The 24648-nt window shown below is 35.9% G+C and carries 24 protein-coding genes; 22 read left to right on the top strand and 2 right to left on the bottom strand.

Going from position 1 to position 24648, the window contains the following annotated elements; all coding sequences use genetic code 11:
• Nucleotides 1-83 precede the first annotated feature (83 nt).
• From IGJ02_RS00125 to dnaB, 3 genes are all read left to right on the top strand, one after another.
• Nucleotides 84-2060 (top strand): DHH family phosphoesterase, encoded by a 1977-nt coding sequence (locus tag IGJ02_RS00125; RefSeq protein ID WP_010762116.1) that lies wholly within the window; start codon nucleotides 84-86, stop codon nucleotides 2058-2060.
• Between the two features lie 99 nt (nucleotides 2061-2159).
• Nucleotides 2160-2612, top strand: coding sequence for a 50S ribosomal protein L9 (gene rplI / locus IGJ02_RS00130; RefSeq protein WP_010762115.1), 453 nt, complete (start codon nucleotides 2160-2162; stop codon nucleotides 2610-2612).
• Nucleotides 2613-2821: 209 nt separating this feature from the next.
• Nucleotides 2822-4195 (top strand): replicative DNA helicase, encoded by a 1374-nt coding sequence (gene dnaB / locus IGJ02_RS00135; RefSeq protein ID WP_010762114.1) that lies wholly within the window; start codon nucleotides 2822-2824, stop codon nucleotides 4193-4195.
• 60 nt (nucleotides 4196-4255) lie between these two features.
• On the opposite strand, the gene IGJ02_RS00140 is transcribed toward dnaB, so the two are convergent.
• On the bottom strand, nucleotides 4256-4738 hold the full coding sequence (locus IGJ02_RS00140) for an AmiS/UreI family transporter (RefSeq protein WP_010762113.1): 483 nt from the start codon (nucleotides 4736-4738) through the stop codon (nucleotides 4256-4258).
• Between the two features lie 307 nt (nucleotides 4739-5045).
• Here IGJ02_RS00140 and IGJ02_RS00145 point away from each other — a divergent pair, with 307 nt between their 5' ends.
• From IGJ02_RS00145 to IGJ02_RS00195, 11 genes are all read left to right on the top strand, one after another.
• A complete protein-coding gene (locus tag IGJ02_RS00145) occupies nucleotides 5046-6338 on the top strand; it encodes an adenylosuccinate synthase (protein ID WP_010762112.1) in 1293 nt (430 codons plus the stop codon).
• Nucleotides 6339-6499: 161 nt separating this feature from the next.
• Nucleotides 6500-7366 (top strand): DegV family protein, encoded by an 867-nt coding sequence (locus IGJ02_RS00150; protein ID WP_430602738.1) that lies wholly within the window; start codon nucleotides 6500-6502, stop codon nucleotides 7364-7366.
• A 199-nt stretch (nucleotides 7367-7565) separates the two neighbouring features.
• Nucleotides 7566-8009 carry a DUF3290 domain-containing protein gene (locus IGJ02_RS00155; RefSeq protein ID WP_430602739.1) on the top strand — a complete coding sequence of 148 codons (444 nt, stop codon included), beginning with the start codon at nucleotides 7566-7568 and terminating at the stop codon, nucleotides 8007-8009.
• A gap of 21 nt (nucleotides 8010-8030) precedes the next feature.
• A complete protein-coding gene (locus IGJ02_RS00160) occupies nucleotides 8031-8672 on the top strand; it encodes a DUF421 domain-containing protein (RefSeq protein WP_430602740.1) in 642 nt (213 codons plus the stop codon).
• A gap of 375 nt (nucleotides 8673-9047) precedes the next feature.
• Nucleotides 9048-9467, top strand: a complete 420-nt coding sequence (locus tag IGJ02_RS00165; protein WP_430602741.1) for a transcriptional regulator — start codon at nucleotides 9048-9050, stop codon at nucleotides 9465-9467.
• Between the two features lie 504 nt (nucleotides 9468-9971).
• The gene (locus IGJ02_RS00170; protein ID WP_430602742.1) at nucleotides 9972-10277 is read left to right on the top strand and encodes a hypothetical protein; all 306 of its coding nucleotides are present in this window, start codon (nucleotides 9972-9974) and stop codon (nucleotides 10275-10277) included.
• Nucleotides 10278-10322: 45 nt separating this feature from the next.
• The gene (locus tag IGJ02_RS00175) at nucleotides 10323-10565 is read left to right on the top strand and encodes a hypothetical protein (RefSeq protein ID WP_430602743.1); all 243 of its coding nucleotides are present in this window, start codon (nucleotides 10323-10325) and stop codon (nucleotides 10563-10565) included.
• A gap of 159 nt (nucleotides 10566-10724) precedes the next feature.
• Nucleotides 10725-10874 (top strand): hypothetical protein, encoded by a 150-nt coding sequence (locus tag IGJ02_RS00180; RefSeq protein ID WP_010762105.1) that lies wholly within the window; start codon nucleotides 10725-10727, stop codon nucleotides 10872-10874.
• A gap of 15 nt (nucleotides 10875-10889) precedes the next feature.
• A complete protein-coding gene (locus tag IGJ02_RS00185) occupies nucleotides 10890-12212 on the top strand; it encodes a hypothetical protein (RefSeq protein ID WP_430602744.1) in 1323 nt (440 codons plus the stop codon).
• A gap of 143 nt (nucleotides 12213-12355) precedes the next feature.
• Nucleotides 12356-12913 carry a hypothetical protein gene (locus IGJ02_RS00190; RefSeq protein WP_430602745.1) on the top strand — a complete coding sequence of 186 codons (558 nt, stop codon included), beginning with the start codon at nucleotides 12356-12358 and terminating at the stop codon, nucleotides 12911-12913.
• Nucleotides 12914-12996: 83 nt separating this feature from the next.
• Complete coding sequence (locus tag IGJ02_RS00195) at nucleotides 12997-13218, top strand: hypothetical protein (protein WP_174270363.1); 222 nt, start codon at nucleotides 12997-12999, stop codon at nucleotides 13216-13218.
• Nucleotides 13219-13308: 90 nt separating this feature from the next.
• On the opposite strand, the gene IGJ02_RS00200 is transcribed toward IGJ02_RS00195, so the two are convergent.
• Nucleotides 13309-14025, bottom strand: a complete 717-nt coding sequence (locus tag IGJ02_RS00200; RefSeq protein ID WP_430602746.1) for a hypothetical protein — start codon at nucleotides 14023-14025, stop codon at nucleotides 13309-13311.
• A gap of 471 nt (nucleotides 14026-14496) precedes the next feature.
• Between IGJ02_RS00200 and IGJ02_RS00205 the strand changes: the two genes are divergently transcribed.
• From IGJ02_RS00205 to IGJ02_RS00240, 8 genes are all read left to right on the top strand, one after another.
• Entirely contained in the window at nucleotides 14497-18975 is a 4479-nt protein-coding gene (locus IGJ02_RS00205) for a hypothetical protein (RefSeq protein WP_430602747.1), read from the top strand.
• Between the two features lie 121 nt (nucleotides 18976-19096).
• Nucleotides 19097-19591 carry a hypothetical protein gene (locus IGJ02_RS00210; RefSeq protein ID WP_430602748.1) on the top strand — a complete coding sequence of 165 codons (495 nt, stop codon included), beginning with the start codon at nucleotides 19097-19099 and terminating at the stop codon, nucleotides 19589-19591.
• Nucleotides 19592-19709: 118 nt separating this feature from the next.
• A complete protein-coding gene (locus tag IGJ02_RS00215) occupies nucleotides 19710-19919 on the top strand; it encodes a hypothetical protein (protein ID WP_430602749.1) in 210 nt (69 codons plus the stop codon).
• Between the two features lie 360 nt (nucleotides 19920-20279).
• Complete coding sequence (locus tag IGJ02_RS00220) at nucleotides 20280-21362, top strand: hypothetical protein (RefSeq protein ID WP_430602750.1); 1083 nt, start codon at nucleotides 20280-20282, stop codon at nucleotides 21360-21362.
• A gap of 16 nt (nucleotides 21363-21378) precedes the next feature.
• Nucleotides 21379-22296 (top strand): hypothetical protein, encoded by a 918-nt coding sequence (locus tag IGJ02_RS00225; protein WP_430602751.1) that lies wholly within the window; start codon nucleotides 21379-21381, stop codon nucleotides 22294-22296.
• A 17-nt stretch (nucleotides 22297-22313) separates the two neighbouring features.
• Nucleotides 22314-23234 carry a hypothetical protein gene (locus IGJ02_RS00230; protein ID WP_430602752.1) on the top strand — a complete coding sequence of 307 codons (921 nt, stop codon included), beginning with the start codon at nucleotides 22314-22316 and terminating at the stop codon, nucleotides 23232-23234.
• 43 nt (nucleotides 23235-23277) lie between these two features.
• Complete coding sequence (locus IGJ02_RS00235) at nucleotides 23278-23859, top strand: hypothetical protein (RefSeq protein ID WP_010762093.1); 582 nt, start codon at nucleotides 23278-23280, stop codon at nucleotides 23857-23859.
• 2 nt (nucleotides 23860-23861) lie between these two features.
• Nucleotides 23862-24644 carry a hypothetical protein gene (locus IGJ02_RS00240; RefSeq protein WP_430602753.1) on the top strand — a complete coding sequence of 261 codons (783 nt, stop codon included), beginning with the start codon at nucleotides 23862-23864 and terminating at the stop codon, nucleotides 24642-24644.
• Nucleotides 24645-24648: the final 4 nt, after the last annotated feature.

Raw genomic sequence — 24648 nt, forward strand, 5'->3', positions numbered from 1 at the left:
CACGTGAAACATTTCAGCATTCGCAGAAATCCTTTTTTTATGCTAAAATAGTATTATCTGTAGAACACGGAGGAGCCTTTATAATGAGAAAAATTAGAATGAAACGGATTTTGGGTTCTGTATTCGTTCTCTTTTTATTAGAAGTACTTATATTTTTCTTTGTATCTAATAAATATATTGCTATAGCTGGTTTGCTTGTACTCAATCTCATATTGATAAATAGAATCTTTAATTTAATCAAGAAAATTGAGATATCTAATACGGAGAAAATTAGAGAAGCCAGTACGATTGCAGAAAAATCATTGGATTATGCATTTAATGAAGTGTCTGTTGGGATTATTAATTATGATGTTGATACAAAAGAAGCAAAATGGTTGAACCCATTTGCAGAGAGTATTTTTCGGAAAGATGGTCAAACTCTGATCAGTCCTGAATTAATACAAACATATGTAACGTTAGCAGAAAAAGGGAAAGATATATTTAAAGTTGGGGATCATGTTTATCGCTTCAATATTGATACAAAACAAAACACGATTACGTTTAAAGATATTACAGAAGAAAGTAACTTATATCATGAAAAATTAGAAATGCAGACCGCTATTGGTATTGTCTCAGTTGATAATTATGATGATATTACAGATAGTATGGATGAAAAAGAAATTTCCTATTTGAACAGTTTTATTACTACAATGGTCTCTGATTGGATGGATGAGTATCAAGTTTTTTATAAAAGATTGAATGCAGAACGTTACTTCTTTATTGCACAGTTGGAAGATGTAAAAAAGATGATGGAATCGAAATTTCAAATTTTAGATAAAATTAGAAAAGAATCTAGTACAAGAGAGATAGCGATTACATTAAGTATGGGAATTTCTTATGGTGGAGAAACTTTAAGCCAGACGGGTAACACAGCTCAAACGAACCTAGATACAGCACTGGTTAGAGGTGGAGATCAAGTTGTTGTGAAAGAAGCTAAAGACAATGCTAAACCAATTTTTTATGGAGGTAGAACAGCGTCAGTTGCCAAAAGAACACGTGTTCGGTCTCGTGCTATGAGTACTGCCATCCAGGGAATTTTAGCAGAGTCCTCAGATGTTTATATTATGGGACATCGTTTTCCCGATATGGATGCAATCGGTTCAGCATTTGGTATGGCAAGATTAGCTAAATTTCATAATAAGGACGCCTGGGTTGTTTTAGAGAAAACTGAAAGTATACCTGATGTTGATCGAGTTATGGCTGAGCTAGAAAAGTATCCTGAATTAGCAAAACAAATTATCACACCAAAAGAAGCAATGAAAAGAAAAACGGATAGCAGTTTATTGATTATGGTAGATTACCATAAGCCTTCACTTTCAATTTCACAAGAACTATATGAACAGTTTGATAAAGTTGTGATTATAGATCATCATCGACGTGGGGATGAATTTCCAGTTAAGCCATTACTTTCTTATATTGAGTCTTCTGCATCATCTGCTTCAGAGCTAGTGACTGAATTAATTGAATATCAAAGTAATACGCAAAAACAGTTGGATAAATTTGAAGCAACACTCTTACTTGCTGGGATTGTTGTCGATACAAAAAGCTTTAGTGTTCGTACTACAGCACGTACCTTTGATGTGGCTAGTTATTTAAGAACTTGTGGGGCCGATTCATCTTTAGTACAATATCTATTAAGCTCAGATTTAACCAGTTATTTGGAGATGAACAGTTTAATTGCCCAAAGTGAGTACGTCACACCAGATACGGTTATTGTGACAGGCAGTGAAGAGAAGGAATATGATAGTGTTACTGCGGCGAAAACAGCAGATACGTTATTATCAATGGTAGGAATCAATGCTGCATTTGTGATAACCAAACGAACCGATAAGCAAATTGGGATTAGCGCACGTAGTAATGGGTCAATAAACGTCCAACTAATCATGGAAAATTTGGGCGGAGGTGGTCATTTCACTAACGCTGCGGTACAATTAACGAATGTAACGGTAGCTGAAGTAAAAGAGCAGTTATTGAAAGTGATTCAGCAAAATATAGATGTGATGTATGATCCAGCTCCATAAGCTAGTCTTCTGGAAAAAAGCATCACAAGTTTGTTTTCCTATATTTATTTCAATGCTGAATAAGCTTATTATGCTTTTAAAATGAGGAGGAATAATAGTATGAAAGTTATTTTTTTACAAGATGTCAAAGGTAAAGGAAAAAAAGGGGAAGTAAAAGAAGTACCAACAGGATATGCACAAAACTTTCTAATTAAAAATGGTTATGCGCAAGAGGCAAATAAAGGCAGTATCAGTGCGTTAGCTGGACAAAAAAAAGCACAAGATAAACACGAAGCTGAACTATTAGCAGAAGCTAAAAAAATGCAGGATTTCTTAGAAAAAGAAGAAACTATTGTAGAGCTTAAAGCGAAGGCTGGAGAAGATGGACGTCTTTTTGGATCTATTCCTTCAAAACAAATTGCGGAGGCCTTAAACAAGCAATATAAGGTCAAATTAGACAAACGTAAGCTAGAACTATCACAACCAATTCGTTCACTAGGTTTTACAAAAGTTCCAGTGAAATTACATCATGAAGTCACTGCAACGATTAAAGTTCAGGTAGTAGAAGAATAATTAGAAAAGAGGTTGGAGCAAAGTTGTTCCAGTTCTCCCTGTTTATAAGGATTCCATGTGATTGGGATATGACTCGAAGAGTTATGCCTCAATCACTTTTTGCTTATTCTTAAGAAGAAACGATTCGATATTGTCATTGTACATTTCAGTTGTTTCTTGTTAAAATAGAAAGACTGAAAAGCGTAATTTTAGCTATAGGAGAGAAAAAAATGAATGAAGTATGGCAAGATCGAGTACCGCCACAAAGTATGGAAGCAGAGCAGGCCGTTTTAGGGTCGGTTTTTTTAGATGCTGAGGTTATTATCGATGCGTTAGAGTACATAGAGCCAAAAGATTTTTATCGCCGTAATCATCAATTGATTTTTCAGACTATGCTTACTTTGAATGATCGAAATGAAGCGATTGATGTTATTACGATCAAAGATCGCTTGGAGCAAGAAAATTTACTTGAAGATGTAGGTGGCTTAAGCTACTTATCTGACTTAGCTTTAGCTGTGCCAACAGCTGCTAACATTGTTTATTATGCTAAAATCGTTGAACAAAAATCACTGCTTCGCAACCTGATTCAAACTGCCACAGAGATTGTTACAAAAGGATTTGAACAAGGCGAAGATGTTGAGACGATTCTGGATGATGCAGAACGCAGTATTTTAGAAGTTTCAGAAAAAAGAAACAGAAGTGGCTTCTTATCGATCGCAGATGTATTGAATACCTCGATAGCAAATATAGACCAATTGTATCAAAATGATGAAGAAATTACTGGTTTACCTACTGGTTATCCAGCTTTAGATAAAATGACAGCCGGACTACAAGCAGAAGAATTGATTATTTTAGCAGCTCGTCCTGCCGTAGGGAAAACCGCCTTTGCTTTAAATATAGCCCAAAATATTGGGACTAAAACTGACCGATCTGTTGCTATTTTCAGTTTGGAAATGGGTGCTGAATCGCTTGTTAACCGGATGCTTTGTGCGGAAGGTTCAATAGAAGCTGGGCACTTGCGGACAGGTCAATTATCAGAAGAAGAATGGCAAAATCTAATTATTGCGATGGGAAGTTTGTCCAGAGCCCAAATTTATATCGATGACACTCCGGGGATTAAAATTACAGAAATTCGAGCAAAATGCCGCAAATTAGCACAAGAACGTGGCAATCTTGGGTTGATATTGATCGATTACCTACAACTGATCGAAGGAACCGGCCGCGAGAGTCGTCAACAAGAAGTCTCTGAAATTTCCCGTCAATTAAAAAAATTGGCGAAAGAGTTAAAAGTTCCAGTTATTGCATTATCTCAATTATCCCGTGGCGTAGAACAACGTCAGGATAAACGACCAGTACTTAGTGATATTCGTGAGTCTGGATCTATTGAACAAGATGCGGATATCGTGGCTTTCCTTTACCGTGATGATTATTATGATCGTGGTGAAGAGGGGGAAGACGGTAATCGTGAGGAACCTGAAATCGATAATGTTATTGAAGTAATTATTGAGAAAAATAGAAGTGGTGCCCGAGGAACGGTCGAATTATTATTTATTAAAGAGTTCAATAAATTTGCTTCGCTATCCCAAAGGCCAGATGACTTTTAACCATTAAATAAAAACAGCTACAAGCAGGTATTTATTCCGGCTATAGCTGTTTTTTTTTATTTACCATAATTCTGTTATCATCAAAAATCCTGGAATCCAAGCAGTAACAATTCCTTCAAAAATCGCTAAATACAAAACATATTTCCCGATTGGAAGTGCTAGAACATTTTGTAAAAATCCAGAAAACCAGAGAATTCCCCATAATATCCAAATGATGGCAAAACGCCAATCACCGCTAACATATGAAAGGTAGGCACAAGGAATGGCATTTACAGCAACAAATAAACCGAAAATACCATATGCCCGCCAATCCAAATCAAACAAGTAGATAACCCCCATCAAGAGATTCGTACATGCAAATAAAAAACCAGTGCCAGCAGAAAAGTAGTCACCACGCAATAAAAAAGTCGTATTGACTATGAACGTAACACTTCCTGTAAACAAGTTCAAAAAGGCAGTCGATTTACCATCTACTCCTGCTAACCCGCAATAACCGTTACTAATCAATGTAATTCCAACAAATAATAAAACAACACCCAACAAAATAAAAACCCTCCTATTTAAAATAAATTGCGTATTATATTTTACGTTAGTTTCCTAGAAAAAGAAATGTGAAATTTATTATTTTTAGATAACGGGCTTCAAAAAGAATGAGCCAACTTCCTTTCATTCCCAGTACAAGTAAATATTATTCGCTTTTTTATCTAATGTTTTTTTTAATACTAGTTAATGTTCGTGTTTTAAGTGTTTTTTGTTTTTCTAAAATGATAATATTCGATTTTTCCTTGAAAGCGTTCTGCTTTCTTGGTACAATGAATCAGGACAAAATAATTTAGAACGAGGTGTTCGAATGTCATCAGTTGTAGTAGTCGGAACGCAGTGGGGCGATGAAGGAAAAGGAAAGATCACGGATTTTTTAAGTGAGAATGCTGAGGTCATCGCACGTTATCAAGGCGGAGATAATGCAGGTCATACCATTAAATTTGATGGTGTTACTTATAAACTACACTTGATTCCTTCAGGTATCTTTTACAAAGACAAGATCAGCGTAATCGGAAATGGCGTTGTAGTTAATCCAAAATCTTTAGTAAAAGAACTGGCTTATTTAAAAGATAATAATGTCACAACAGATAATTTACGTATTTCTGACCGTGCCCATGTGATTTTACCTTATCATATCCAATTGGATCAATTGCAAGAAGATGCTAAAGGCGAAAATAAAATTGGTACAACAATCAAAGGGATTGGTCCTGCATACATGGATAAAGCAGCTCGTGTAGGGATTCGTGTAGCAGATTTACTAGATAAAGAGATTTTTGAAGAACGCTTGAAAATCAATCTAGAAGAAAAAAACCGTCAATTTGTAAAAATGTTCGATAGCGAACCAATTGCTTTTGAAGATATTTTCGAAGAATATTATGAGTACGGCCAACAAATCAAACAATACGTAACAGACACTTCTGTTATTTTAAATGATGCATTAGATGCAGGTAAACGCGTATTATTTGAAGGCGCACAAGGTGTTATGTTGGATATCGACCAAGGAACCTATCCTTTCGTTACATCATCAAATCCAGTTGCTGGAGGCGTTACGATCGGAAGCGGTGTTGGCCCTTCTAAGATCAATAAAGTCGTTGGCGTTTGTAAAGCTTACACATCACGTGTTGGCGATGGCCCATTCCCTACAGAATTGTTTGACGAAACAGGAGAAACAATTCGCAGAGTTGGGAAAGAATATGGTACAACAACAGGTCGTCCACGTCGTGTGGGCTGGTTTGATACTGTTGTGATGCGTCACTCTAAACGCGTATCAGGTATTACGAATTTATCATTGAATTCGATTGATGTTTTAAGTGGTTTAGACACGGTCAAAATCTGTACAGCCTATGAATTAGATGGTGAGTTGATTTATCATTATCCAGCTAGCTTGAAAGAATTGAGCCGCTGTAAACCAGTCTATGAAGAGCTGCCAGGCTGGTCAGAAGACATTACAGGATGCAAAACATTAGCTGATCTTCCAGCAAATGCAAGAAACTATGTGCACCGTATTTCTGAATTAGTTGGCGTGCGTATTTCAACATTCTCAGTAGGTCCAGACCGTAATCAAACAAATGTATTAGAAAGCGTTTGGGCACAAATTTAAATCTAAGAAGCAAACGAGAGACAACGTACTAAAATGTCTCTCGTTTTTTTAGTCATTTTTATCCAAAATACGGTCTTTTTTAGTCGGGTTTGATTTTAATAAAGCATGAGTATCCAATAATTATATGTTAAAATAGAAAAACAGTTAGGGAGGATTTAAAAATGACATTTAAATTAATGACAGATTCATGTTGTGATTTACCATATACATATTTAGAAGCCAATGATGTTGATTTTATTAGTATGACCATTCAATTAAATGGAAAAGAACTGGTCGATGATTTAGGGACAACGTTTGACTATGATTGGTTTTTACAAGAAATAAAAACAGGCGGCATGCCGACTACTTCTCAAGTAAATGTGGGTCGCTATATTGAATTTTTTAGACCATTTGTAGAAAAGAAAACGCCGATATTGTACTTAGCTTTTTCTTCTGGGCTGAGTGGCTCTTATCAAAGTGCGATGCAGGCTGTTGACATATTGAAGGAAGAATACAGTGATGCAGAGATTTATGTAATTGATACAAAAGCAGCTAGTTTAGGCGAAGGGTTACTAGTCAGTGAAGTGATTCAATTGAAAGAAGATGGTCATTCTTTAGAAGATATTTTATTGTGGTTATCTGAAAATAAAATGACAGTTCATTCTTGGGTCACTGTAGATGATCTAAAGCATCTAGAGCGTGGTGGTAGAATCTCAAAAGCCGCAGCAGCAATCGGTGGATTAATGAATGTTAAACCAATTATTGTAGTAGATGAACAAGGGAAACTGCAAAATATTGGAAAAGTCCGCGGTCGCGGTAAAGCATTGAAGAAGCTAGCTGATGAGACCGTTCAAGGAATGATCGAACCGTTAAAACAAACGGTATTTATAGCTTATGCTGGTGATTTGGAAAGTGCGGAGAAAGTTAAAGAGATGATCGAAGAAAAAATCCAAGTCAAAGAGATCCGTTTACATCCGCTGGGACCAACCATTACTAGCCATACAGGAAACGGTTGTATCGCGGTCTTTTCTAGAGGGAAAAAGAGATAAATTGGTGATTGGTTTATAGTTAAATAAAAAACAGGAGGTTGGCATAAAAGTACTTGTTACTTTTGTTTCAACCTCTATATTTTGCATAGGTTTAGCAATGGATCTTAGGCTAGGTAAGTAAGTATTTTATTACTTTTGATTTTTAAAACATGATATACTACTACATATTCTATAGACTAATTTTTTGGAGGAGTTTTTATTGAATTTTTACGGTATAGACTATTTAGAGACACAATCAAATTTAAACGATTATATCAAATATTTCTTTATTTTTGGTGCTTTGATCGTCTTAATCATTGCCTTTAGTTTGTATATGCGTCATCGTATTCAAACTAAATACCGTGATTTGAGTATTATCACATTTTTGCTACTACTGTTCTTACTGGGTGTACAGTATTCTGATTACACACAAAATCAAAGCAAAAATTCACAATCATCTCAAATGGTCAATTTTGTGAAACAGATATCAAGAGAAAAAGGTGTTGATAAAGAAGAAGTTCTTGTAAATTCAACTCAGTTAGTTGATGGAACACTTGTAAAAATTGAAGATAGCTATTATAAAACAACATTAAGTGGAGATCAAAACTCTTACATCTTAGAAGAAGCATATTTGATGAATCCAGAAATTTCAATTACGAAATAATAGAATAGAAAGGAAGATATCATGCAAGTTTATAGCCCAATCATTATCAAACTTGGCTTGGGGATTATTTGTTTAATTATTCAAATCAATTTAATGGGAAAAGGGAACCTAGCACCATCTTCTGCAATGGATCAAGTTCAAAATTATGTCCTTGGGGGAATTATCGGGGGTGTGATCTACAATGATTCAATTGGTGTTTTACAGTTTGTTTTAGTTCTGATTATTTGGACGTTGCTTGTATTGACTGTTAAGTTTGCGAAAGAACACAATCGATATGTGAAGTATATTGTGGATGGCAGACCAATTACATTGATCAAAGATGGAAAGGTTGATGTGAGTGAGTGTTTAAGATGCGGTATTTCAGCTAATGAATTAATGTTTAAATTAAGAGCTAATGCTATTTATGAAGTTGAAAATGTAAAAAGAGCCGTCTTAGAACAAAATGGTCAATTAACGATCATAGAATTCGGAGATGAAAATATTAGATATCCGATTATTGTAGATGGTCAGGCAAATTATGACGTATTGGAATTGATCGATAAAGACATTGATTGGTTATCGGAGCAAGTGCAAAATGAAGATTACAAAGGCGTTAATGAAATTTACTTAGGTGAGTATCTTTCAGGTAAACTAAAATTATATGGGTATGAAAAAAATACGTAATAGGGAAAGAATCTTAATTAATCAACAAATTGAAATGATCGATTACATATAGAACAGACGTTAATCACAAGTATTTTTGAGAGCTTAACTTTCAAAAATATTTCTGACTACGTCTGTTTTTTTGATCTAAAGTAGTAGATAAAATCATATGGGAGGAAATTGACAGGATTTTAAAAGAAAAAAAGCAGTAATTTACAGTAAGATTATTTTATCAAACAAAAAAAACGTTTGATTAGACATATTTACGATGGGATCGAATGATCGTATTGGCTAGAAATAGTTCGTTTTAACTTTTTATTCAATGATAGTCAAAAAAAAGGAGTCGCTGTGTTGGTAGCAATAGCGAAGATGAGAAGATTAAAAGGAGGAAAAAAGATGAGAAAATCAACATTTAACTACATTAAGGATATTTTAGGAGATTACCCAAGGATTGAAGAATACATCAAACAACGTGAAGAGGAATTAAGATATCCTCATCGTGAAAGTGACTTAAATGCAGGGATCAAAGGAAGTAGACAAGATTATGACGTTCAAGATCGATTAATGATTACCATCGAACAGGATCAAAGATTAGCTGCACTAGAAAGGAATAAACGTGTTGTTTCTACTATTTTGGATGAGTGTTGTGAAGATACTAAAATGATTATTCAAGAACTATATATGCGGCGCATGCCAAAATACACGATTCAAGGTTTGATTACAAATGGCCTGATTTTTGTTGGTAGAACAAAAGCGTTTGAATTACGGGACTGGTTCTTTTTACAAGTCGCAAAAGAGTTACACTTGACTATCTAAACTGTGAACGATAGTCGGATTTTTGGAACAAATTTCCATTGTAAGATGATAGTATCAAAAAATAAACAACAGCATAAATCGTTGAATCTTTTTTGATAAATAAATTCTTGCCTAGAAAAATGCGTCCGGATTTGTTGTCTGACATTCAGACGAAGTACAAAATATGAACGATGTCCGAATTTTCAGAAACACTATTTAGTATAAGATGATTTTATCGAAAACTAGTTATGAGAGCACTGGCTGACGGAAGCTCAAAATAAGTCTACTTCCAGTCAAGCACGCTGTAATAATTCAAGTTATCGTATGAGACAAATCCCGAAAATTCCGGCAGATAGATTTTTACAAATATCCAAAGAATCGAATAAGCGGATAAAAAATTTGTCTACGTTTATATAGATCATGATGTGACGATCGCACATCAAAAGAGATTTGTATAGGACACGTAAACAGAAGATTCAAATCAATAAAAAAGAGTATGGGTAAGAGAAAAAAGCGAGGATACCTATGAGTAAGTATTTTAAATTGGTCAGTGTAATCGACACAGTCACTACATTAAATGTAGCCTACCAAAAAAATGGCAGGATAGCCTATAGCCATGTTCGTTTAAGTCCTGGTGAAAAATATGAATTAGGTAATGATGAAGTGTTTAACCAGACCTTACAAACTATTAAGATTGAAAGACCCTATTCGGAGCAATTAGCAAATGAATTAATATCGTTAGGTGTTGACTATACAGAAAAATTTTGTAAGTCCTGTGGTGGTCACACAAAAAAAATCTCTTACTTGGCTATAGAAATTATTGATGAATGAATCTTCGTTTACTAAGAAAAAAAGACAATAATTGGAGGCGAAAAGATGAAAATCCAATTTCTGGGAATCAAGAATCAAGTGGAAAAATCAGGCTGTTCGTCTTGCGGCAGTCGGCAAGTGTCTAAGCATACATTTCAGCGTGAAGCTCGAATGGTTTTACCTAGCGGACAGGTCAAGACTTTTTATGTAGGTGAAGTGTATAACGTAATGGAGCAAGATGGCGAATTTCTGCTGAAGCAGATGTATGGCTTGGATGGACAGAATGTAAAAATGTTTAAAGCGGGCTGAAAGAGGCTGCTACGTTTTAAAATTATCTAGCTACGCAAGCTAACTCCTCAGAGAAAAGATAAATTATGAATGAGACAAAAAACATCTCAGTCCTAATTTCCTATTTCTCGTTCGGAGTTGAATGAGCCTGCTACGCTTTTAAAATTAGGAGGAAAGAAAATGGCAAAAGAGAAAAAAGTAAAAGAAATTGCTAAAAAAGATACTGTTGATGCACAAGTATTTATTCAAAGAAAATTACAAATATTAAACCAAAAAAATGGCGGAAGATATGAGCGCGATGCAACACGTGTCGTTCAAAATAATCAATAATAGGGGGAATTATAAATGACAAGATGTAGCAATGATACATTGATTTCTAAAATTGGGATGAAATCATTAAATAAATTAATGGAAGTTGATTTTGCCGTATTAACGGATATCGACAGCTGTGTAAAAGTAAATACAAAAAATTATATCGATTATAACGGAACCAGTGCAGTTTACAATGTTTATAGCACACCAGAAGATATGTTTAATTGTTTAGCGGAAGGATGCAAAAATTCAGGAACATTGACGGTTATGAATGCTGCTGGATCTGCATCAGGAGCTTCATTTGCAGTCAATGCAGATGCGACAGAATTCGCAGCGGGTGTGATCACGTATTACCTTCACTTCCCAGCAGCTGGAACGTATAGAGTTGACACAGCTATTTCTGATATTGCAGATCAAAATCAATCAGATTCAGATATCTATCAAAAACAAGTAACGGTACAAGGTGCCGGGTTCCATCCTGTAGTGATCGATTTATCTAAACTCCCTGAAGCTGGAAGTGGTACAGGTTGGGCAGCAGGCGAAAATGGGATTATCATTCATGTGGATGTAACACCAGAAAATTCGATTATTTCAACGATTGGTTTTTCTTCGATCTATGTTTATAACAGTATTGAAGATTTTGAAGTCAATGATGTTGTTAAGATCGGCTGTATCGATGAATTTGCTGGAGAATTAACCGTTGACCCAGTTGAAGCAAGCTGTTTTGGTGCAGGCTACGATGCAACAAGTATTGCAATTGAAAGAACATTAACTGGTAAGAGTGCAACTGCGAACTATTGGAAATTGAACCCTTTGATGTCTAAAGGAACATTGACAAGCGGCTGGTTGATTCAAACAGCTGAAAAAGCAGTTTCTGCTACTACGATCGATGGCGTGGATTACGGCTATGTTCAACTTGCAGATATGAATATGGACGAATGTGCCTTTACATCAGCTGCGATTGCCGACAGCTGTAATGTTACAGAATCACTATTGAATCGCGTTAACACACCAGCAGTAGTTGAAATCAACGAAAAACAATTTATCGTTTTAGCAGATGGAAAAATCTTATTCCATAAATCATTAGTAGGAAAAGATCTAGTGATCAGTTATCCGAAAAAAGTTGATGTAGAGCACTTTGTTGGAAATGAAGATGTCTTAGATGCACGTCGTGTGCGTATGTCATTTACACAAGAACAAACAGATGGTGTGAAACAAAACTATGTTTATAACAACGTCTTGATTACGTCATTCCCTGGAACTGTGAATAACGAAGAAACTACTTTTGAGTTTACAATTTCAGTACAACGCGATAAAAATGGTAACTTCTTTGAAATGTACCGTGTAGCAGAGTAATAAAAATCATTTAGCTTCAAGAGCTAGCCTTTCGGGAAAAAGAGAAAAAATAAATGAGGCAAAAACTACCTCAGTTATTCTTTCCTATTTTCCAGTCAAGGCTGACCAAGCTCTTTCAGCTTTTAAAATTAGGAGGAACAGAGATGGAAGAAAAAGGCATGAAAGCCGCTGATTTTTTAGCAATCAGCAATAATTTGAAAAAAACGAATGAAAATGATACCCCTTTTGCGGTGGTAAAAGATCAAGAGGTGTCAGTGATCGGTGATGCAAATAAAACCGAAGTGAAAAAAGCGGACTATAGCGTGAGATTTCGTGTCCCTCAAACTCATTTTGAACAAAAACCGGAAGGCGCTAAAGAGGTCGGATCGTATTATGTTTTCAGCGTTGCGTTTGAAGATATCACGATCACACCACGTTCAGATTTAAGAATTGTTGATGCGATCATGAAAATTATCCCATTTTTCAATAAGTTGAAGGAAAATGGCGATATGGAAGACTTTAGCAAAGAAGAATTGTTATCTGTTTTTGTAGGTGCAGGTGATGAAATTCATTTAGCTATCTACAATTTAGTTGCAACATTCTTAGGAATCGACGACCAGATGGGCGAGTATATGCTGCCATTCTCTGTGATCGAAAACCTAAACAAAATCATGGAAAATCATCCAGAAGTCTTTAATGAAGCAGATGTTTTTTTCGGTTAATCTACAGACAAGCATGTGAAAATGAGACTTCGGTAGAAAAAGAATCGGAAACATTTTTTGCGAATTTGAATATTTACACGTACATGGCTCATTATGTAGCCAAAGTGTTAAAGCAACGCCCGAATATTATCTTAGATGAGTGGGGCGTTGCTGAATTATTAGTGGCTTACGGACAATATGCGAATGAAGAAAGTTATAGTAATTTTCTAGAATGGAAATCGCTTGGGAATGAAACGAAGCGCAAAGTGAAGAAACCAAAAGAGTACGCTGTTTTGTTTTATACAAATGATGATTTGGCGGATTAATTGGTTCAGTGAAAAATGTTATGAATAGTGAAAACACACTCTTTCTTTTATATTCAAAAGAAAGAGTGTGTTTTTAGCTTTATTAGCAAATTACTTAGTTCTTGTCATCTCTAAAATATTTTGTTTAGAAGTAATCGCAATTCGATCTCCAGCTACTAATTTAAAAGCTTTTAAATTTTTTGTAGATTTTCCTAGATAATATAATTGAGGGTTTCCATCTTTATGATAAATTTTAAATTGGACTTTTTCATTTTCTATAGGTTTAATTGTATATTGTCCTGCAGGTAAATCTTCACCTACAACCACATCATTGCCAGAAGTATAAGCAGTTTCACCTTTGGCTAGATTAGGAAGAGGATCATTTAAAAGTTCTGCCTCTAATATCATTCTTTTAACTGTTAACTCAATGCGGTCACTTTTAGATAATTTGAAAGCTGCCAGTTCTTTTGTAGATACTCCTAAATAGTAAGTCTGAGACTCTCCATTACTATAATGTATTTTGAATTGTACAGGCTCATTTTCAGCGGGTTTAATAATGTATCTTCCAGGCTCAATATCTTCTCCAACAATAAAGTCACTGCCAGAAATTTCAGTGATGTCTCCGGTTTTGAGTTTTTCCATAGCTGCATTCAGATTTTCTAAACTACTTGTTTCATTAACAGAGTGTTCACTAGTTGTTTGTTGTGTGCGTTCTGTTTGTTTAGTTTGAATAGGTTTGTTAGGAGAAGAAGTATTACTAGAGTTTTCGCAGGCAGCTAATATTAAACTGCCTAACAAAAAGAAGCTTATAATTTTCAAATTTTTCATGTTAAATCCTCATTTCTGTAAAATAAGTATTTTGCAGGAACTAAAAAGAAAGTATGTTACTCATAGATACAATAATAATACTTTTTGATTGGAATATAAGTAAATAAATAACAGAAACTAATGATGAATCTAGTCATGTTTGGATAAGCGTACACATAATCTATAAAGAAGTATATTCTGAACAATTTCCGAACTTTCAGATTTGAATTCTGCTGTAGAATGATATTATCAGTAAATAGTTACAATATCTGTTGATAGTAAAAGATCTATCAGTATTTTTTTATTGTGAGTAAAGACGCAGATATATAAAGTCTTTAGTTTTAGTTTAGAGAAAATATTCTGTGAAAGAAGTGATAAGTGAATACTAGAAAAAAATATAATATTTAGAAAAAGCATGAGCTTGTTGCCATGTTTTTTTTGTTTAGTATCAGAAAAAGATCCACATAACAAAATAAGAAAGGAGGCGACAGAGTGGCAATAGAAAAAATATCAATAGATATGAAATCCAACTCTGAAGAAATCGCAAAGCAGCTTTCTAAAATAGACAGTAAAATCAAACAATTAAAAATAGAGAAAAGCAAAGTCCAATCAAGCGTTAAAAAACTTGAAAAAAGCTTAAGTGAATTTAAAGGATTCAATTTTATAGAAGATGCGGCTAAATCCATAGAATCAGGGGCAGCAACGCTCAAAGAAGTCAACGATAAAGTGCCATCAGATTTAAGCAAAATTGGGCCGAAATTAGGAAATATGGGCATCGCTATAGTAGGAATGGGGACCTTAGCGGTTATAGCTGGTGCATTAGCCAGTGGCGATGGGAAAAAAGCCCAAACAGGTTTTAAAACGATTCAAGATATCGGAGAACTATTGGGAGACGCAGCGGAGACCATGAGCCAAATTGCTGTAAAAGTACCATCAGATTTAGGATCAATGGGCGCTCGTTTAGGAAATATGGGGATCGCCATCGTAGGAATGGGAGCATTAGTAGCGATAGCTGGCAAATTGGCAAGTAGTGATGCAAAAGTAGCAAAAACAGGCTTTAAAACGATTCGAGACATTGGCAAGCTATTAGAAGAAGCAGCGGAGACGATGAGCCAAATCGCCGCTAAAGTACCATCAGATTTAGGGTCGATGGGTGCTCGATTAGGAAACATGGGAATCGCTATAGTAGGAATGGGCGTATTAGTAGGGATAGCAGGAAAACTAGCGCAAGACAATCCCAAAGAAGCGAAAAAAGGGTTCCAAATGATTCGAGAAATCGGCAAACTACTGGAAGAAGCAGCCGAAACGATGAGTCAAATCGCCACAAAGGTTCCAGCAGATCTTGGAGAAATGGGTTCTCGTTTAGGAAGTATGGGGATCGCCATCGTAGGAATGGGTATATTAGTAGGGATAGCAGGAAAGCTGGCCCAAGATAATCCTAAAGAAGCAAAAAAAGGGTTCCAAATGATTCGAGAAATCGGCAAATTATTAGAAGAAACGGCCGAAACGATGAGTCAAATTGCTGCCAAAGTGCCAGCAGATCTTGGAGAAATGGGTTCTCGTTTAGGAAGCATGGGCATCGCAATCGGTGGAATGGGTATTTTAATTGCCATCGCAGGCAAACTAGCTCAAGATAACCCTAAAGAAGCGAAAAAAGGCTTCCAAATGATCCGAGAAATCGGTAAATTATTAGAAGAAGCAGCCGAAACGATGAGTCAAATTGTCTCCAAAGTGCCAGCAGACTTTGGAGAGATGGGTTCTCGTTTAGGAAGTATGGGCATCGCGATCGGAGGAATGGGTGTTTTAATCGCCATCGCTGGGAAATTAGCGAAAGACAATCCCAAAGAAGCGAAAAAAGGGTTTCAAATGATCCGAGAAATCGGTAAATTATTAGAAGAAGCAGCAGAAACGATGAGTCAAATTGTGACAAAAGTGCCATCCGATTTTGGTGAAATGGGTTCTCGCTTAGGAAGTATGGGCATTGCAATAGGCGGAATGGGTGTCCTAGTAGCGATAGCAGGAAAATTAGCGAAGGATCATCCTAAAGAAGCAAAAGCTGGCTTTAAAATGATTCGTGATCTTAGTAGCTTATTAGGTGAAACAGCAGAAGCAATGGGACAAATTGCTGCCAAAGTACCAGGTGATTTTGGCAGTCTAGGTGGAAAACTTCTAGCTATGGGTGCTGCCATCGGAGGAATGGGTATTCTTGTTGGCGTTGTCGGCTTGTTAGCTGAAAAGAAACCAGAGATGGCTATGGCTGGGTTGGCATCTATCGAGGGTATTATAACGCTCCTCACAAAAGCAGCTGAAGCAATGAAACAAATCGATGAAAAAGTACCAGATGACATTGCCAATGTTGCAGCAAAGCTAGCCAATATTGGCATAGCAATCGGAGGCATGAGCGTTCTAGTCGGCGTTGTCGGTGCTTTAGTATCATCAGGTGTTGGCGCATTGATTGCTGGGGCAGGATTAGCAACAGTCTTTCTAGTAGCAGAAGAATTGATGCATGTTTCAGAAGCACTTAATCAGTTAGATCAAAAAGTCCCAGACGACACCTCAAGCGTCAAAGGAAAAATAGAATCTGTTGCAACAGCCATCGGTTATTTTACTGCAGCTAATCTAGGAAACGTGGTAGATCTATTCAAAAATGCCGTTGGCGCATTAAATACCGCAGTTGTAGCAGAAGGTGTTATCAAACTTGCAGAAGTAGGAACGGAACTTCAGAAGTTTGAGGACATTACAGTTCCTGCAAATATTGAAACGAAAATCAATGAAATTCAAAGTGTCTTTGAATACTTGAAAAAAGGAGTAGGATTCTTTAAAGAAATGGGTCAGTTTTTCAGTGGAGGAAAAACCGATACGAAAATTGGAGAAGATGCAGCAAAAGCTGTAGGGAATTTAGCAGATGTGGCTAAATCCATTGAAAAGCTTGAAGAGACTGAGATAAAAGACCCTGAGGGATTAAAAGATAGAATCGAAGAGATTCAAAAAACATTTGAATATTTTACCAAAACAAAAGGTTGGTTCGATGATGTAAAACGAGCCTTCAAAGGTGACAATATTGATTCAGGTGTTGCAGAAGACGCTAAAAACTATGTAACTCATTTAGTTGGAATCATGGAACAGCTAGATAAAATCCAAAATACGGAATTAAGTTTTAGTGATATTATAAGTAAATTACAAAACATTCAGGATATCATAAAAGGCTTTGAAAAAATTGATCTTAATATGAAGTTGGACATTGATACTCTAAAGGCAACAGTTGAAAAGGCTGAATATTTAAGTAAATTGATTGAACATTTGAAAACAGCTATGGGATTCACCTTTGATGCAAACGCAGTGACTAAACTGAAAGAGACGATCAAAGGAATCAAAGAAGCAATCAAGGAAATCCTAAGTACCGACTTTACACCTAGAGATGAAAATGGAACTAGAAGCAATATGCCTGACTGGACATGGGCGATGGAAAGGGATATTCAGCAAGCAATCAATAAGTTGACGAAATTAAATGAACTGGGAACTCAACTTAAAGATGCTCTTGATTTTAAGTTTGATGAAGGAAGTTTTGCAACATTCGAAGACAGAGTAAAACTCATGCAAGATACGATTCGTAAGGTATTACTTACCGATTTTTCACCTACAGATGAAAATGGTGAGTCTCTAACATTAGAGAATTTGGATGAACAATTGTCTATCATTACAAATGCAGTGAATAAATTAACACAGCTAAATTTAATGGGAGATCAGTTTGCAAAAGCTTTGAATTTTAATTTCGATGAAGGAAGCACAGCAAAGTTTGAAAAAACAATGGGCCAGATTGTTGAAGCTATGAAGGCTGTTGATAAGTTCACGTTAAGTAATACCTCAGGTTCAAATGGTTCAGCTACTACAGATAATACTAATTTTATGACGTTAGCCGAGGATAGGATTAAAATTAACAATCAATTAGGACAGAATAATAGTTTAGGGCCGCAACCAGTTGTACAACAAGGAACAGATACTTTTGAAGAAGATATGAAAGCTGCTCTTAATAAAGTTCAAAAAATCAATGATTTAATAACGAAAATACAAAATGTTCCTCTTTTAAATTCAGTTGAATTTGAAGAGAAAATAACAGCAGTTAAAGAGTGTTTAGAAAAACTTAGTCTCTTTGTCATTGATAAAAAAGTAAATAATGATGCTGAAAAAATTACTAGTAGTGCAGATGCATTTACAAAGTTAGCAGATACATTGAATAACTTATTACCAAAATTTTCAGATTTTGGTAATGGATTTGCAACAAATATCATGGCAAAGTACAATGAAATCAATCCAACTGGAACAATAGGTACAGCATTTACAGACCTTATCACTGCTCTTAATGGGCACATAGAAACCTTTAAAAAAATCGGGGATTCATATACAACTAATCTAACAGAAGGGCTTATCAAAGCAATTCAAAATATTCCTAAAGAAATAGATGCTGTAATTAGTGGACTGAATTCAAAAGATTCTGCGGCGGCATCTAATTTTAGAAATATAGGTACAAATTTAGGAAATTCTTTAGTAGAAGGATTTAAGACTGCTATAGAAGGAATATATGTTAAAGTAGAAACGGTAAATCCACTTAAACGAGCAACAGGAGGTATCGTTCCTGACTATCTGGCTTCTGGAGGATTGACTAGTATATTTAAAAAACAAGGGACAGACACAATACCGGCGATGCTGACTCCTGGCGAATTTGTCCAGCGGAGAGCTGCCGTCAAAACCTTTGGACTTGATTTTATGAATAGAGTAAATAATCTTGATGTTAAAGGAGCATTTAATGCATTGACGAACAGATTTACTACCCCATCTATGCTTGTGCCAGCTGTTTCAACAGTTGTCAATAACATCAGTCATACAACTAATAACGCAAACAGAGTAACACAAAATGTAGTCGGTGGAAATGCTGATTATATGATGAAGCGAGCTAGCCGATATTTGAGATAAAATGATATAAGATAGTTAATTACCTCTTGTTTAAATGATTTTTTTGGAAAAAGAATTTATTCTATATAAAATCTATGTTAAACTATAATTGGACGTTATTTATTACATTAGGAGGAAAATAATGAAAAAGATAGTTCTATCACTGCTAGTAATGGGTGTATCCATGAGTCTTGTAGGTTGTGGCTCTAATAAAAGCTCAGAGAAAAAATCAACAGATTCTTCTATAGAACAGACTACAGAAGATACATCGGCCAAAGAAGCTGAAAAGATGAATCAACTAGCTGAAAAATTAGAGGAGCAGGGTGTAGATATTAAATCTTATGGCAACTATTTGAGTTTGATAAGAGAAAAGGGCATAGATTATGATTATTTTGAAATGACATTTACATTTGCTTCAAGTAGAAGGGAAATCCTAGATGTTAGACTGACCCTTAAGGGAAATATCGATGGGAAAGAAAAAGATGGTTTAATTTATGAAGTAAGTAAAGGCAGAATGGTAGAATCATCTGGAGATAATACAGATATTGATGCTTTAGCAGAAGTCCTAAAAAGTATAGATTGCTCTGATAAAGACCTCGTAGAATTTGCCCAATGGTATCATTATGATAATAAATAAAGTGATAATTAAGAACAAGAGCTAGACTAAGCTTCTGTTCTTTTTCTATCTCTGAAAAAAAGTATACTTTAAAGAAATAAACTACCATAGTTATATTTGTTACATTTGGAGGAGAAAAATGAAAAAAATAAAATTAAGTGTTGTGGTATTAGGGTTAATAATGGGTCTTGCAGGATGTGGTTCCAGTAATAATACTGAGGAAAAATCAGTTAGTCCATCATCAGTAGAAAAAACTACAGAAGAGACAGTTGACAATGAAAATCAAAAAATGGCAGAAGATTTAGAAGAAAAAGCTGTAGAAATTAACCAATACAGTGAGATTCTATAGTTTACTAGAGAGAAAGGAATAGACTATGATTATTTTGAGCTAGATTTTGTAATTGGTAATAAAACCAATGAAGTTCTTGAATCATCTCTTGTTCTTAAAGGGAATGTAGACGGTGAGAAAAAAGAGACATTGCATTATGATGTGAGCAAAGGAAGGTTAGTAGAGTCATCATATTAAAATACCGATATTAATGCTTTAGCCGAAGTCCTCAAAAACCTAGATTATTCCGACAAAGAAATTCTAGAATTCGTTCAATGGTACTATCAAAAAAATAAATAAAATAATAAAAAAGAACAAGAGCTTTATTTAGCTCTTGTTCTTTTTTATACAACTAACCAACCTCAAAGAAGGGAGTAAATCATGACAATATTAAACAGAAAATACATCCAATTCAACGATCTCGTAATCGACAACTACGAAATGCTGCAATCAGCGGATCTCAGCGGCGGTTTTAAAACTGGTACAACAGAATACAGCTTCGGTCATGGCAGCTATGCCAATTTTAAAGCCAAGCAACAGTTTTCTCTGGAGCAATCACTAAGCATGACGCTAAAACTCGATACGCGAAAATTGAGTTGTGATCAAAAGAAATTTTACAAAGACTATGTCTTCATGAACATCGTCAAAGCAGGCAAGTTATGGGCTATTGAAGGTGAACAACTTTTATGGACGAATGCCTTTATCAAAGATTTCAGTGAGTCCTATTCAATGGAACGACATGTTGTCAATATTGATATCGATCTTGTCTTATACGAAGGAATTTGGCATAAAGCAGACACGAAAAAAGTTTTCTTAAAACCATATGTAGCGTGTAATTTTATGGACTGTTTAGATTTTCAAGAAGTCGATGAGTGCCAAGATTGTTGTATTTCGTGCACCCAAACCAAACATGAACCGTGTCCAAAATGCGTCTGTGAATGTGATTTTCTAACTGGAGATAACTCACTTTGCGAACTGAAAAAAGACGTCGCAAATGCTTTTTATAGCCAATGTGGTGATACTTATCAAATCATTTATAACTGTGAGGCAGGGAAAAAGATTTGGTCTGAAGAAAAAATGCTTGGACATAAAATCTGTAAGGCAGAGCCATGTAAAGATATTATTGCAGGACAGTTTTACAGTGACACGATCATGGATAGTGACAAGCTCACCATCACGTTGATCGGAGCGATGAAAGATCCAGTGATTACCTTGAATGGTAACACAATGCAAATTTTAGGCGAGTATAACGGTAAATTGACCTTGACGGCTAGTGGTGAAATATACTATCTCGAAGATCAGTGCTGTTCAGAAAAAGCCATCAACATCAATCAATTAGTGATACCAAGTGGCAGTACATTTGGTTTCAGTGTTCATCATGGAACGAACGGCATCATCGTCGAAACAAATAATTGCTGTGAAATGACCTGTGTGTACGTCAAAGTTGACAGATTAACGATTTAAAAAAGGAGGGAAATACATGTCTGATTATTGTACAGCTTGCGGCGCTCTAAAAGAATATGCACCGAATTTTGTGAAGAACGGCATCACAGATAAAGAATGTAAAAGCCTACAAAAAGATACGGGCTTAAACCCAGGTTTGAAAGAATTGCATAAAAATTGCGAAGACCTTAATGATATGTTGGATTGCTTACTCCATTCGTTACAAGACAAATTACCTGCGTATACTGTTTGTGACTGGAAAGAGTACATGAAAGAACTAACGAACAATTTATACACGATTCAAAAAGCCATGATCTGTAGTGAATGTGGGCAATGGGCAAAACTTCATGAAATTGAAGATTCAATCAATAAATTATGGGCAAAAATGGCGAAAGTCGAAGCAGCATTAGATGCATTAGCTGCCCAAAAATGGGAAGTTGATGTGCGTCGTTTAGTGCAATCTGAAGTACCAGAATTAAAGATTCATATTGATCGATCAGGATATTTTGAATTTAACTGGACTGATTGGGATATGAACGGTTCTGTTATCACCAATCCAATGGGGCGAGGAAAACTTACCGGAAGAATCAATTTTGGCATGACTCAAGAAAATGGGATGAATGCGAAATGGCAAGTTAGAAGTGTGACCTTGGATACTGTAACATATCAATCATTGAATGTCAGAAGCTTAGAATTCATCATTAAGTTTTATGTACCAACAATTTCAGGTGGAACCCTAGAATATGAGCGTCCTCATAATAGCTTGGAAACGTTCACGGATAAGATCAATAAAACAATCCCTATCAATTTAAAAGGAGTTTTAGGCTCTGGACAAAATAGCGGCTGGTTACAAATTTTTACCTTTAAAGATCAAGGAAAAGTGTTAAGCAGTATTGTGGATGGGCAAGTTAGATTTTCCAATAAAAATCTGACATCCGTTCCACCTTATATTTAGAAAAGGAGATGAAAAGAATGGCTGATTATTGTACAGCATGTGACAATTTAAAAGACTATGCAGCGAATTTTATCATAAATGGTATTACAGAAAAAGAATGCAATAGCTTGAAGAAAGATACAGGGTTAAATCCTGATCTAGACGTTCTTCACACCAACTGTGAGGATTTAAATGATCTTAACGACTGTCTGCTTGGGGCTTTAAAAGCTACTTTAGCAGATCAGAGTGTATGTGATTGGAAAGAATTTATGGATCAATTAATGACCAACCTACAGTTGATGAATAAAGCAATGGTTTGCAGTGACTGTGGGCAATGGCTCAAAATTCATGAACTGGAAGACTCTATCAATAAATTATGGGCAAAAATGGCAAAAGTTGAGGCAGCTTTAGATGCTCTAGCTGCTCAAAATTGGGAAGTAAATGCTACTTACACAATTGATTATTCCACGCCAGAAATGAGTGTTTCGATTGATAGAAGTACAGGAAATTTTGTTTTTAACTGGACAGATTGGCTAAATAGTTCCTACACTACAAGATTGGGGCGAGGCCGCGTGACGGGTAAGGTCAATTTTGGGATGGGACAAGAAAGTGGTTTAACTGCGAAATGGCAAGTACGCAGTGTAACAGTGAATGACTGTACATATAAGTCGGAACATGTTAGTGCTGTAAATGAATTTGTGATCAACCTATATGTTAAAAGTGATAAAGAAGCCCGCATATTTCAGGTGAAACATAACACGACAGAGGATAGGACTTGGGCAATCAATCAAACGATCAATATCGGGATGAAAGGTGTTCTTCCACCTGGAGGCGACAGTGGTTGGATTCAATTTCTTGAAGTCTTTAACGATAGTATATCAAGCCCACTGGATGATCGTGCGAATGTGAAAATTCAGTTTGCTAATAAAAATAAAGCACCCGTTTCGCCATATGTGTAGAGATTTGATGCTATGAAAGAGGAAGAAGAGAGGATGAAAGAAAATGACAGATTGCCAAGCGTGCGAAGAATTAAAAACAACGAGCCCAGAATTTGTTTTACATGGGATTAGAGAAAAAGAGTGTAAAAGCCTACAGAAAAACACAGGATTGAATCCTAAATTACCCCTATTACACAATAACTGTCAAGATTTAAATAACATGAATGATTGTTTATTAGGCTATTTAGGAGAAGAATTACCAGCAGTTGATATGTGTGATATTAAAGATTTTATTCTGGATTTTTTAAATAATCAACGATTGATGAACAAAGCATTGATCTGTTCTGATTGCGGACAGTGGGATTTGATTGAGAAAATGCTGGATGCATTATTGAAAATCATCGAAAAATTAAAAGAAATCGGTGTTTGGGAAGGCGGTCTTGAAGGTGGTTTTATCCCTGGTAAAGGGATTGCTGGTGGGAATATCAATTTATTTGGTGGGTCTCCTGATGGTGCTCACTACATTAGAACAAATAATAAATCAACTGAAAATGATTTGGCTGGCGGAATCAATACAGCATTGTTGAAACAGTTGAAAGCTGAATTGAAAGAAGAACTAAAAGTAGAATTAAGAGAAGGTGAGTAATTATGGCGGAAAAGAAATATGCTCCGATTCGAGGAAGCTGGGGACATGATCCTGGTGTTCCAGGAGATGTTTATATCGCTGGGGCGCCGACAGCAGCACAGTTTCAAGCGATGCCGGGAAATCCGCCAGGGTTTCCTAAAACAAGTGGGCATGGGGAAGGGATTACGGCTGAAAATGTTAATGGTAATCTGTATAGATTGCGGCTCTCATTGGTAGCTTATGGAACTAGAGCAACAACAGGGATCTATACACCCTATGTTTATGCAGGAAATTTAGCAACAGAGTATGACTGGCAGCTGATCGTGGCCAAAACATCTGTGCAGACAGAAGATCCAGCGAGTGCATCATATACGCATGCATTTACTGAAACGTTGAAACAAAGATATTATGGAACGCAGCCTTTATATGCGATGGATGGCTGGAACAATCCCCATTCTCCTAATAGTTCTGGAGGAACGTGGTACAACGATGTTACAAGAAATACATTTGATGCAACAGGGATTACTTGGCTGAAAATAACTATTTATGGGGACGATACATTTCCCCTTGAATATAGCTATATCCGATTTAAAGATATCATTGCTGACTACCGACCGATGGCGATTCGAAAAAAGGGTACTTGGAAGTCTCTTGATAACACAGGCGGGTTTTGGCAGATTCGAAAATCAGGTAAATGGGTCGATGTTCCAAAAACGTTATTCAGCGATGATGGGAAACCAAATAAAAGTGCCAATCAAATTCGCAAAGGCGGAACATGGAAAGCACAAAGTAAAATAGGGGGGTAAATAG

It is taken from the genome of Enterococcus sp. DIV0724b, from assembly GCF_050531475.1.
Classification (GTDB): domain Bacteria; phylum Bacillota; class Bacilli; order Lactobacillales; family Enterococcaceae; genus Enterococcus_L; species Enterococcus_L haemoperoxidus.